The following is a 12,347-nucleotide window of genomic DNA, read 5'->3' as shown; positions in this document are numbered from 1 at the left end:
CTCAGGCTGGCAGCAACGCGCCTTCCAGCGTGGTGAGCTGGGCCAGGAACTGCTCGGCCTTGCTGCGCACCTGGTCGTCCTTTGCGTCGGCGGCGTCTTCCTTGGCTTCCTGGATACGGCGTGCGAGATCCGCACGGTCGACATCCTTGACCGCGACAGCCGATTCCGCCAGCAGCGTGCAGCCGGCCGGGACGATATCGGCGAAACCGCCGAACACGACATAGCGTTCTTCGCCGCCCGAGGCGTTCTTCACCGTGACGACACCGGGCTTGATCGTGGTCATCACCGGCGCGTGGTGCGCCATCACCGTCATCTCGCCTTCGGCGCCGGGGATGACGACGGATTCGACCTGCTCGGAAACCAGCAAGCGCTCCGGCGAGACAAGTTCGAATTTGAAAGCTTCAGCCATGTCGATTTAGTGAGTAGGGAATAGTGAGTAGGAAGTGCGGAGAAACGGCAAATGCCCGGTCACCCGCCTGCTATTCACTACTGACTACTGACTACTCCCTATTCCCTTGATTAAGCCGCTTCAGCCGCGAGGCGCTGTGCCTTCTCGACCGCCTCGTCGATGCCGCCGACCATATAGAAGGCAGCTTCCGGCAGGTGATCGTAGTCGCCGTTGCAGAGGCCCTTGAAGCCCTTGATGGTGTCGGCGAGGTCGACCAGCTTGCCCGGCGCGCCGGTGAACACTTCGGCGACGAAGAAGGGCTGCGACAGGAAGCGCTCGATCTTGCGGGCGCGAGCCACGGTCTGCTTGTCCTCTTCCGACAGCTCGTCCATGCCCAGGATGGCGATGATGTCCTGCAGCGACTTGTAGCGCTGGAGGATCGACTGCACCTGGCGGGCGACGGCATAATGCTCGTCGCCGACGACCAGCGGGTCGAGCATGCGCGAGGTCGAATCCAGCGGATCCACCGCCGGATAGATGCCCTTCTCGGCGATGGCGCGATTGAGCGTCGTCGTCGCGTCGAGGTGGGCGAACGAGGTCGCCGGAGCCGGATCGGTCAAGTCGTCGGCCGGCACGTAGATGGCCTGCACCGAGGTGATCGAGCCCTTGGTGGTGGTTGTGATGCGCTCCTGCAGCGCGCCCATGTCGGTGGCGAGCGTCGGCTGATAGCCGACGGCCGACGGGATACGGCCGAGCAGAGCCGACACTTCCGAACCCGCCTGCGTGAAGCGGAAGATGTTGTCGACGAAGAACAGCACGTCCTGACCTTGGTCGCGGAAATATTCCGCAACCGTCAGGCCGGTCAGGCCGACGCGGGCGCGCGCGCCCGGCGGCTCGTTCATCTGGCCGTACACGAGAGCCGCCTTGGAGCCTTCGCCGCCGCCCTTCTTGTTGACGCCGGATTCGATGAACTCGTGATAGAGATCGTTGCCCTCGCGGGTGCGCTCGCCGACGCCGGCGAACACCGAATAGCCGCCATGCGCCTTGGCGATGTTGTTGATGAGTTCCTGGATCAGCACGGTCTTGCCGACGCCGGCGCCGCCGAACAGGCCGATCTTGCCGCCCTTGGCGTAGGGCGCCAGGAGGTCGAGCACCTTGATGCCGGTGATGAGGATCTGCGCTTCCGTCGACTGCTCGACATAGGCCGGAGCCGGCTGGTGGATCGAGCGCAGCTCGGTCGCGTCGACCGGGCCTTCTTCATCGACCGGCTCGCCGATGACGTTGATGATGCGGCCGAGCATGCCCGGGCCGACCGGCACCGCGATCGGGCCGCCGGTGTCACGCACTTCTTGGCCACGCACGAGGCCTTCGGTGGAGTCCATGGCGATGCAGCGCACGGTGTTTTCGCCCAGATGCTGGGCAACCTCGAGCACCAGGCGGCTGCCGACATTGGTGGTCTCGATCGCATTCAGGATCGGCGGCAGGTGATCGCCGAACTGCACGTCGACGACCGCGCCGATGACCTGGCGGACCTTGCCGACAACGCCGGTCGCCTTGGTGGCAACGGCCGAGGTCTTGGCCGCGGCGGCTTTGGCGGGCGCTGCCGTCGCCTTTGCCGGAGCTGCCTTGGCCGGAGCCGCCTTTGCGGCTGCTCCCGGAGCCTTTGCCGCCTTCACGGGGGCCGCCGTCTTCGCGGCTGCGGCCTTGGGTGTTGCCTTCTGCGGGGTCGCTGCTTTCGCCATCGTCTTTACCCTTTTCGTCCTTTGTTTCTCACGCGGTCCGGTCGCGGGCAGATTGACCCGCGAACCGCGCCTAGAGCGCCTCGGCGCCCGAAATGATTTCGATCAGTTCCTTGGTGATCTGCGCCTGCCGCTGGCGGTTGTAGGTGATCGACAGCTTGTTGATCATCTCGCCTGCGTTGCGCGTCGCATTGTCCATGGCGCTCATCTTGGCGCCCATTTCGCCGGCCGCGTTTTCGAGCAGCGCCCGGAATACCTGCACCGAGATGTTGCGCGGGATGAGGTCGGAGAGGATTTCGCCCGGCTCCGGCTCGTATTCATAGACCGCGCTGGCGCCATCCGCCGACGCTGCCGGAGCAGACGAAGCGACCGCTGCCGGAATGATCTGCTGCGCGGTCGGAACCTGGCTGATCACCGACTTGAACTGTGAATAGAACAGCGTGCAGACGTCGAAGGCACCCTCGTTGAACAGGTGGATGACCTTGCGGGCGATGGCATCGGCATTGGCGAAGCCGAGCGTCTTGACCTCGCGCAGGTCGACACGATCGAGGATCATCGATGCATAGTCGCGGCGCAGTATGTCGAAACCCTTCTTGCCGACGCAGATGATCTTGACCTGCTTGCCGTCGGCCAGAAGCCGGCGGATATGGTCGCGGGCGTGACGGGCGATCTGCGAATTGAAGCCGCCGCACAGGCCGCGCTCGGCGGTGCAGACGACGAGCAGATGCACGTTGTCCTTGCCGGTGCCGGTCATCAGCGCCGGGGCATCGCCGCCGCCGCCGATCGCCTGGGTGATGTTTGCCAGGACGGAACCCATGCGCTCCGAATAGGGACGCGCCGCTTCCGCGGCCTCTTGCGCACGGCGCAGCTTCGCCGCGGCGACCATCTGCATCGCCTTGGTGATCTTCTGCGTCGCCTTGACCGAGGCGATACGGTTACGAAGGTCTTTTAATGAAGGCATGCTTCAAACCTGATCCCGTCTTGTCGCTTCGCTCAGGCGAAGGTCTTGGCGAAAGCGTCGATCTCGGCCTTCAGCTTGGCGCGCAGATCGTCCGACAGCGCCTTTTCCTTGCGGATGGCGTCGAGAACGTCCTTGCCCGCCGCACGCATGTGGCTGAGCAGACCCCGCTCGAACTTGCCGACCTGGTTGACCGGCAGCTTGTCGAGATAGCCATTGACGCCGGCGAAGATCACCGCGACCTGCTCTTCCGTCTTCAGCGGCGAGAACTGCGGCTGCTTCAGGAGCTCGGTCAGGCGCGAACCGCGGTTGAGCAGGCGCTGCGTGGCGGCATCGAGATCCGAGCCGAACTGCGCGAAGGCTGCCATTTCGCGATACTGCGCGAGCTCGCCCTTGATCGAGCCGGCAACCTGCTTCATCGCCTTGATCTGCGCAGCCGAACCGACGCGCGACACCGACAGGCCGACGTTAACGGCCGGACGGATGCCCTGGAAGAACAGGTTGGTTTCGAGGAAGATCTGGCCGTCGGTGATCGAGATCACGTTGGTCGGGATATAGGCCGACACGTCGTTGGCCTGCGTCTCGATGACCGGCAGCGCGGTCAGCGAGCCGCCGCCCAGATCGTCGTTGAGCTTGGCGGCGCGCTCGAGCAGGCGCGAGTGCAGATAGAAAACGTCGCCCGGATAGGCTTCGCGGCCCGGCGGGCGGCGCAACAGCAGCGACATCTGGCGATAGGCGACGGCCTGCTTCGACAGATCGTCGTAGCTGATCAGCGCGTGCATGCCGTTGTCGCGGAAATATTCGCCCATGGTGGCGCCGGCGAACGGCGCCAGGAACTGCATCGGCGCCGGATCGGAAGCGGTGGCGGCGACGATGATCGAATATTCGAGCGCGCCGCGCTCTTCCAGAACCTTGACGAACTGCGCGACGGTCGAGCGCTTCTGGCCGACGGCGACGTAGACGCAGTACAGCTTTTCCTTCTCGGGACCGTTGTCGTGCACCGACTTCTGGTTGAGCATCGTGTCGAGGATGATGGCCGTCTTGCCGGTCTGGCGATCGCCGATGACCAGCTCGCGCTGGCCGCGGCCGACCGGGATCAGCGCATCGATGGCCTTGAGGCCGGTCGACATCGGCTCGTTCACCGATTTGCGCGGAATGATGCCGGGCGCCTTGACGTCGACGCGCTTGCGTTCGGTCGCCTTGATCGGGCCCTTGCCGTCGATCGGATTGCCGAGCGCGTCGACGACGCGGCCGAGCAGGCCCGGACCGACCGGAACGTCGACGATGGCGCCTGTGCGCTTGACGATGTCGCCTTCCTTGATGTCGCGGTCGGCGCCGAAGATGACGACGCCGACATTGTCGGCTTCGAGGTTGAGCGCCATGCCGCGGATACCGCCGGGGAACTCGACCATCTCGCCGGCCTGGACATTGTCGAGCCCATAGACGCGGGCGATACCGTCACCGACGGACAGCACCTGTCCGACTTCGGAGACTTCGGCCTCCTTGCCGAAATTCTTGATCTGGTCTTTCAGAATTGCGGAAATTTCCGCGGCGCGGATGTCCATCAGCCGACCTCTTTCAGTGCAAGCTTGAGCGAATTGAGTTTGGTTTTGAGCGACGTATCGATCTGGCGCGAGCCCATCTTGACCACCAGCCCGCCGAGCAACGACGGATCGACGGTGACGGAGATGGCCACGTCCTTGCCGGCAACGCTTTTCAGCGCCGCTTTGAGTTCGGTCTGCTGGGCAGCCGTCAGCTCATGAGCCGACGTCACCTCGGCAGCGGTCTCGCCCCGGGCTTCGGCCGCGATCTGGCGGAACGCCTTGATCATGCCGGGAACGGCGAACAACCGACGGTTCTGGGCGACGACGCGCAGGAAATTACCGGCGAGACCGGTGATGCCTGCCTTGTCGGCAACCGCCGCGATAGCCTTGGCCTGGTCCTCACTGGTGAAGACCGGGCTGTTGATCAGCCGGGTCAGGTCGGCGCTGCCCGCGAGCATCGCCTCGAAACGGGTGAGGTCGGCCTCGACCTTGGCCACGGAATTTGCCTGCAGGGCGAGTTCAAACAGCGAACCCGCATAGCGTTCTGCGACACCTGAGATTGGCGATGACGATTGAGCCACGGACCGTCTTTTCTCTTGTCTGACAGGCCGCAGATTGTTGGCGCGAGCAAAAACTCTGGCTAAATCTTTGACCTTACTGCATTTTTTCAAGCACGGAGGCGCGGCTTCCGCTATCCCCGGCCGAAAGTCGATTGCCGTCTAGCACAGGCATTTTAAGACCGCAATGCGTCGTTCCGCATGCTTTTCAGGCACTATTGTCGCATCTGGCGAAAGATCAGCGTCCCGTGCGCCGCAATACCCCCGGATTCATGGGACAAAGCCGAAGGCAAAGGCGAGCGGCAACGCCGCCAAAGCCAATTCCACCACAATGGAAACCCAATTGAAAGGTGTGTTGGCGCCATCCGACATCATCGACAGCAATCGGCCGAAGGCGGTGAACAGCCAGGAGAAGCCGAGCGCCATATAGATCAGCGGCTGCGCCAGGAGGATGCAGCACAGGCCGACGCCGAGATAGAAGCCCGACATCCTGCCCCGCCCCTCGGCGATCGCCGCTGCCTTCTCCGGCCTGGCCTGTAGGCGCAGGATGCGAAAAGCGAGGCCCGGCGCCAGGAAGAACAACAGGCCGAGCAGCACGGTGACCACGGCGCTCGACCACGCAAGCCATTCGCCCTGGCTCGTCGGCCAGGGAAGCGCATAATCCATAGTATCCCCTCGAAATGCCTGTTTTTAAATCGCAGGCATTCTAGCGGAGGAAAAGCGCCGCGCCAGATGGCGCGCGGCAGTTTAGCGCAAGCGCATCAACCGAGCGCGAATTCCACCGCCGCCTCGGCGTGGATACGCGTCGTATCGAAGACCGGAACGTCGAAGTCGCGCTGTCCGATCAGCATGGTGATCTCGGTACAACCCATGATGATACTGTCGACGGCCTCTTCACGGCGCAGACGTTCGGCCTCTTCAATATAGGCCCGTTTCGAGGCGTCGGTGACGATGCCCTGGCAGAGCTCGTCATAGATGACGCGATGCACCATGTCGCGCCCGGCCGCATCGGGCACCACGGGCGACAGCCCGTATCTGTCGGTAAGCCGTTTCTTGTAGAAGTCCTGCTCCATGGTGAAGCGGGTCGCCAGCAGCGCCGGGCGCTGCATGCCGGCGCGCTTGATCGCGGCCGCCGTGGCATCGGCGATATGGATCAGCGGGATCGATACGGACGCCTGCACCTGATCGGCAAGTTTGTGCATGGTGTTGGTGCACAAAAGCAGCCCTTCCGCGCCGCCCGCCTCGAGCTTTCGCGCCGCCTCGGCGAGAAGCACGCCGGCGCCGTCCCAATCGCCATGATGCTGCCGCTCGGCGATCTCGGCAAAGTCGAACGACCACAGCAGCAGTTTCGCCGAGTGCAGCCCGCCAAGCCGCTCGCGCACGATCTCGTTAAGCAGGCGATAATAGATGGCGGTCGATTCCCAGCTCATGCCGCCGATGAGGCCAAGGGTTTTCATGTGATCTTCCGTTTCTCGCTGGACTCAGCCTATCGCTGGCAGCACCAAGTCACAAAAAGCTCTGCGGATCGATATCCACCTGGACCCTCACCGAACCGCGCTGTTTCGGCCCATTGGCCAGCATGGCCCTGATAAAACCTTGCATGTCGGCGCGCCGTTCGCCCTGGATCAGCAGGCGGAAGCGGTGGCGGCCGCCGAGCAGCGACAGCGGCGCTTCGGCGGGCCCGAGCACGAACAGATCGCTGGCCTCGGGCGCGGCGCGACGCAGGCCGCGTGCATGGCCTTCGGCCTCGGCCCGCGTCACCGCGCTGACGATGACGCCGGCCAGCCGGCCGAAGGGCGGCAAGGCCGCCCGCTCGCGCTCGGCGATCTCGCGCTCGTAAAAAGCCTCGGCATCGCCGGAGACGATCGCCCGCATCACCGGATGGTCAGGCTGGAAAGTCTGCAGCAGGCCGAGGCTCTTCTTGCCAGTGCGGCCAGCGCGGCCGGTCACCTGGCTGAGCAACTGGAACGTACGCTCGGCGGCGCGCGGATCGCCATTGGCGAGGCCAAGGTCGGCGTCGACGACGCCGACCAGCGTCATGTTGGGAAAATTGTGCCCCTTGGCGACCAGCTGCGTGCCGATGACGATGTCGGCCTCGCCATCGGCGATCGCCTCCAGTTCCAGCCGCAGCCGCCGCACCCCGCCCATCAGGTCGGACGACAATACGATGGTGCGCGCGTCGGGAAAATGCGTGACGACCTCCTCGGCGATGCGCTCGACGCCTGGCCCGCAGGCGACCAGATGGTCGAGCGTGCCGCATTCGGGGCAGGCCTCGGGGCGGCGTTCATTGTGCCCGCAATGATGGCAGACCAGCTGGCCGCGAAAACGATGCTCGACCAGCCATGCCGAGCACACCGGGCAGCCGAAGCGATGGCCGCAGACCCGGCACAGCGTCAGCGGCGCATAACCGCGCCGGTTGAGGAACAAGAGCGACTGCTCCTTCTTCTCCAGCGTCTTGCGCATATGGTCGATCAGCACTGGCGACAGGAAGCCGCCGCGCGCCGGCGGCGCGCGCCGCATGTCGATCGACTTCAGCAGAGGCAGCGCCGCCTCGGCGAAACGGGCGGAGAGAATGGCCCTGTTGTATTTGCCCTGGCTCGCATTGACCCGGCTTTCGACCGAGGGCGTCGCCGACGCCAGCACCACCGGGAAGCCGCCGATATGGCCGCGCACCACCGCCATGTCGCGCGCATTGTAGAAGACGCGGTCCTCCTGCTTGTAGGCAGGGTCATGCTCCTCGTCGACGACGATTAGGCCAAGCTCCCTGAACGGCAGGAACAGCGCCGAACGGGCGCCGGCGACGACGCGCACGCCGCCTTCCGCCACTTGCCGCCAAACCTTTTCGCGCATCCTTGGCGGCAGGTCGGAATGCCATTCGCCCGGCTTGGCGCCGAAGCGCTGCTGGAAGCGTTCGAGGAAAGCATGGGTCAGCGCGATTTCCGGAAGCAGGATCAGCACCTGCTTGCCCTGGTCGAGTGCTGCCGCCACCGCCTCGAAATAGACTTCCGTCTTGCCCGAACCGGTGACGCCATCGAGCAGCGCGACGTTGAAAGCGCCGGCCGCGACATTGCCCCGCAGCATCGATGCGGCGTCATTCTGATCCGGCATCAATTCCGGCACGGCATAGCTCGGGTCGGGCGCGGCCACGACCGGCCGCGGCGGGATCATCACCGTCTCGAACACACCTTGCGCCTTGAGCCCCTCGATCACCGTCGACGACACGCCTGCCGCGTGGGCGAGACCCGAGCGTGTCCAGGCTAGGCCGCCCTCGGCCGTCTCCAGCACGCGCGATCGCGCATCGGTCATTCGATCGGGCATGACAAGCGTCCGCTGCAGCCCCTCGATCCAGGGTTCCGGGTCAAAGGCCTCCGGCGCTCTGAGGAGCATGCGCGCCACCATGCCCGGCGCCGACAGCGTGTATTGCGCCACCCAGTCGACGAACCGGCGCATGGCGCGGTCGATCGGCGGACAGTCGAAAACCTGTTCGATCGGGCGCAGTTTTTTCGCGTCGACAGTCTCGACCGCACCGTCCCAGACGATGCCGGCCACCTGGCGCGGCCCGAGCGGCACGCGCACGATCGACCCCGGCACGACGCGCATGCCGGCCGGCACGGCATAGGTGTAGGGGCGTTCGGCAGGCATCGGCACCAGCACCGGTGCGGCCGCGACAAAGGGCGAATCTTCGATCATGAGGCGTGACCTTGCCCCGACTTTGGTCTAGATCAAAGAGCAACGCTGAACGTGCCTTCCCAAGCACGACGAATTCGTCAGGAGACCCACCATGAAATTTTTCGTCGACACCGCCGACATCAAGGATATCCGTGAACTCAACGATCTGGGGCTGCTCGACGGCGTCACCACCAATCCGTCGCTGATTCTCAAATCCGGCGGCAAGATCGCCGACGTCACCAAGCAGATTTGCGATATCGTCGCCGGCCCGGTCTCGGCCGAAGTCGTGGCGAGCGAGTACAAGGACATGCTGGCGGAGGCCGAAGTGCTGGCCAAGATCGCGCCCAATGTCTGCATCAAGGTGCCGCTGACGCTGGACGGCCTGAGGGCCTGCAAGACCATTCGCACCCAGATGAACCGCATGGTCAACGTCACGCTGTGCTTCTCGGCCAACCAGGCGCTGCTCGCCGCCAAGGCCGGCGCTTCCTTCATCTCGCCCTTCGTCGGTCGCGTCGATGACACCGGCTCGGACGGCATGGAACTGATCCAGGAGATCCGGCAGATCTACGACAATTACGATTTCCAGACTGAGATCCTCGTCGCCTCGGTGCGCACGGTGAACCACGTCAAGCAGGCCGCCCTCATCGGCGCCGACGTCGTGACCGCACCGCCGGCGACGCTGAAGGCGCTGGTCAAGCACCCGTTGACCGACAAAGGCCTGGACCAGTTCGCCGCCGATTGGGCAAAGACCGGCCAGAAGATCGGCTGAGGTCGCGCTGCTTCAATGAAAAAAGGCCGGGCGACCGGCCTTTTTTGTTATGCGTCGGAAGAAGCCCGATCGCCGAAGCGGTCGCCGATCATTCCGCGCCGTCTTCGTCAGGCGCGGCTACCGGCGGGCGCCGGCCCATGATGATCTCGCGCTTGCCGACGTGGTTGGGCGCGCCGACCAGCCCTTCCTTTTCCATCCGTTCGACCAGCGATGCGGCGCGGTTGTAGCCGATCCCGAGGCGGCGCTGGATGTAGGACGTCGAACACTTCTTGTCGCGCACCACCACCTTGACCGCTTCGTCATAGCTGGCATCGCCATCCTCGGCCGCGACGGATCCCTTGTCGAAGACGGCGCCCTGGTCGTCGTCAATCTCTTCGTCATCCTCGTCGGCGGTCACGGTTTCCAGATATTCCGGCCGGCCCTGCGCCTTCAGATGCGCCACGACATGTTCGACTTCCGCATCGGAGACAAAGGGGCCGTGCACACGTGAAATGCGTCCTCCACCCATCATGTGCAGCATGTCGCCCTGGCCGAGCAGTTGTTCGGCGCCCTGTTCGCCCAGAATCGTGCGGCTGTCGATCTTGGAGGTGACCTGGAAGGAGATGCGGGTCGGGAAGTTGGCCTTGATCGTGCCGGTGATGACGTCGACCGAAGGGCGCTGCGTGGCCATGATCAGATGGATGCCGGCCGCGCGGGCCATCTGCGCCAGGCGCTGGATGGCACCTTCGATCTCCTTGCCGGCGACCATCATCAGGTCGGCCATCTCGTCGACGATGACGACGATGAATGGCATCGGCGCCAGATCGATTTCCTGCTGCTCGAACAGCGGCTCACCGGTGCCTTTTTCGAAGCCGGTTTGCACCGTCATGACGACGGCCTCGCCCTTGTCGCGGGCTTGGGCGGCTCGCTCATTGTACCCGTCAATGTTGCGCACGCCGAGCCGCGCCATCTTGCGATAGCGATCCTCCATCTCGCGCACCGCCCATTTGAGCGCGGTGACCGCTTTCTTGGGATCGGTGACGACGGGCGTCAGAAGATGCGGAATGCCGTCATAGACAGAGAGTTCCAGCATCTTGGGATCGACCATGATCAGCCGGCACTCTTCCGGCTTCAGCCGATAGAGCAGCGACAGGATCATCGTGTTGATGGCGACCGACTTGCCGGAGCCGGTAGTGCCGGCGACCAGCAGATGCGGCATCTTCGCCAGCTCTGCGATGACAGGTTCGCCGCCGATCGTCTTGCCGAGGCAAAGCGCCAGCTTGCAGCTGGTCTTGCGGAAACCCTGCGATTCGATCAGCTCGCGGAAATAGACGGTCTCGCGGGTCTCGTTCGGCAGCTCGATGCCGATGACGTTGCGGCCCGGCACCACGGCGACGCGCGCCGAAATCGCCGACATGGAGCGTGCAATGTCATCGGCGAGGCCTATTACACGGGACGATTTGACGCCCGGCGCCGGCTCGAACTCATAGAGGGTGACGACCGGACCCGGGCGGACGTGGATGATCTCGCCGCGCACGCCGAAATCCTCGAGCACGCTTTCCAGAAGATCGGCATTCTGCTCCAGCCGTTCCTGCGACATGTAGAAGCCCTGCCCTTCCGGCGGCTGCTGCAGCAGCCCTTCCGAGGGAAGTTCGTAGGCCTCGCCTGTCGTGGCCGGCACGATCTTGCCCGCCATGGGCAGCGGCGCGGACACGCGCCCGGCCGGAGCCTGCCCGCTCTCCTCCGTGCCTTGCGCGACCCGCGCCGAAGCGGCGTTGCTGGCAACAGCGGGAATTGCAGCAGCCGCCGGCTGGACCCTTTGCCGTGTGCTTTTCGCCGCCGGCTGAGCCGCGGCCTCATTCGAGTTGGCTGGACGGACATCCGGCAGGACGGGCGGGGCCTGCAGGCCTGGAAGACAGTCGATGACACGGAACAACGCAGTGGGATCGGACGCGCACGCGTCGCGAATGTCGACCAATTGGATACCGACAGGCCCGGCCGCGCGCACAACCGGGACCGCGCGTGGCGCCGGTGACGGCGCTTCGATCATGTAGGGCGCCATGAGTTCGAAGAAGACGTGATCCGACAGATAGGGCCAGCGCGCGGTTTCGCGACCTGTCCTGACCGGTGCAGCCATTCCCTGAACCGGAGTCGTTGAGGCGGATGCACGTGGGGTCACGGCTGTCCTCGACCCTGCCGGTGCGACAATCCGCGCCTTTTCTCCGGCATTCCCGGCTGGGGCGGATGGTGTGGGAGAGGCAGGCTGCCTTTCATGCGTGGGGGCCCTGTTGCCTGCGAATGGCCGGGCTGCCTCCAGGGCAGGATTCCGGCTTCTCATCGGCGATGCCGCAGCCTCGCTGGATCGTGCGATTGCCTGGGGCGCCGGTGGCGTCAGTGGCTGACTTTGCTCGACAGCGACATGGTCGCGCTCCGGACGGCGCGTGTTGGCCTCGTAATCCGGCGTGCGTGTGAACCGCACATTGGGCGCCAGGAAGAAATAGTCTTGCCAGGCGGGGCTCTCGTTGCCGCCGAGATCCACCGGTGGCGGGGAATTGCCGGTTCTGACCGCGCCGGGCTGCCGTCCATCCACCTTGCCGCCGATGCTTTTGAAACGCTTTCCCTCGGGATCATCGGGTGAAGCTGCATTCAATGAATTGACCCGAGGAAAACGCTTGGATTCCATGCTCAAGACTCACTCTGAAACGTCTGCTGAGCAATAGGGAGCGAGTGGTTAACAGTTGCTT

10 protein-coding genes are annotated in these 12,347 nt (G+C 64.5%); 1 reads left to right on the top strand and 9 read right to left on the bottom strand.

Annotation, left to right across the window (positions count from 1 at the left end; genetic code table 11):
• Position 1 precedes the first annotated feature (1 nt).
• From EB233_RS05955 to EB233_RS05920, 8 genes are all read right to left on the bottom strand, one after another.
• On the bottom strand, positions 2 to 409 hold the full coding sequence (locus EB233_RS05955) for a F0F1 ATP synthase subunit epsilon (RefSeq protein ID WP_064991151.1): 408 nt from the start codon (positions 407 to 409) through the stop codon (positions 2 to 4).
• Positions 410 to 519: 110 nt separating this feature from the next.
• Positions 520 to 2,130, bottom strand: coding sequence for a F0F1 ATP synthase subunit beta (gene atpD, locus EB233_RS05950; RefSeq protein WP_064991150.1), 1,611 nt, complete (start codon positions 2,128 to 2,130; stop codon positions 520 to 522).
• Between the two features lie 70 nt (positions 2,131 to 2,200).
• The gene (locus EB233_RS05945) at positions 2,201 to 3,088 is read right to left on the bottom strand and encodes a F0F1 ATP synthase subunit gamma (protein ID WP_027053067.1); all 888 of its coding nucleotides are present in this window, start codon (positions 3,086 to 3,088) and stop codon (positions 2,201 to 2,203) included.
• A 32-nt stretch (positions 3,089 to 3,120) separates the two neighbouring features.
• Positions 3,121 to 4,650: a F0F1 ATP synthase subunit alpha gene (atpA, locus tag EB233_RS05940; protein WP_064991149.1), complete on the bottom strand. Its 1,530-nt coding sequence runs from the start codon at positions 4,648 to 4,650 to the stop codon at positions 3,121 to 3,123.
• A complete protein-coding gene (locus tag EB233_RS05935; protein ID WP_064991148.1) occupies positions 4,650 to 5,210 on the bottom strand; it encodes a F0F1 ATP synthase subunit delta in 561 nt (186 codons plus the stop codon). Before EB233_RS05935 ends, atpA begins: the two co-directional genes overlap by 1 nt.
• 246 nt (positions 5,211 to 5,456) lie before the next feature.
• Positions 5,457 to 5,852, bottom strand: coding sequence for an AGROH133_08824 family phage infection protein (locus tag EB233_RS05930; RefSeq protein WP_064991147.1), 396 nt, complete (start codon positions 5,850 to 5,852; stop codon positions 5,457 to 5,459).
• A gap of 95 nt (positions 5,853 to 5,947) precedes the next feature.
• On the bottom strand, positions 5,948 to 6,643 hold the full coding sequence (locus EB233_RS05925) for an aspartate/glutamate racemase family protein (RefSeq protein WP_064991146.1): 696 nt from the start codon (positions 6,641 to 6,643) through the stop codon (positions 5,948 to 5,950).
• 49 nt (positions 6,644 to 6,692) lie between these two features.
• Positions 6,693 to 8,876: a primosomal protein N' gene (locus EB233_RS05920; RefSeq protein WP_064991145.1), complete on the bottom strand. Its 2,184-nt coding sequence runs from the start codon at positions 8,874 to 8,876 to the stop codon at positions 6,693 to 6,695.
• A gap of 91 nt (positions 8,877 to 8,967) precedes the next feature.
• Between EB233_RS05920 and fsa the strand changes: the two genes are divergently transcribed.
• Positions 8,968 to 9,624 (top strand): fructose-6-phosphate aldolase, encoded by a 657-nt coding sequence (gene fsa, locus EB233_RS05915; RefSeq protein ID WP_027053073.1) that lies wholly within the window; start codon positions 8,968 to 8,970, stop codon positions 9,622 to 9,624.
• A gap of 88 nt (positions 9,625 to 9,712) precedes the next feature.
• On the opposite strand, the gene EB233_RS05910 is transcribed toward fsa, so the two are convergent.
• A complete protein-coding gene (locus EB233_RS05910) occupies positions 9,713 to 12,286 on the bottom strand; it encodes a DNA translocase FtsK (RefSeq protein WP_064991144.1) in 2,574 nt (857 codons plus the stop codon).
• Positions 12,287 to 12,347: the final 61 nt, after the last annotated feature.

It is taken from the genome of Mesorhizobium erdmanii (assembly GCF_013170725.1).
Taxonomy (GTDB): Bacteria; Pseudomonadota; Alphaproteobacteria; order Rhizobiales; family Rhizobiaceae; genus Mesorhizobium; species Mesorhizobium erdmanii.
The sequence above is the reverse complement of the archived record's forward strand: the minus strand, read 5'-3'. Positions and strand labels throughout refer to the sequence as shown.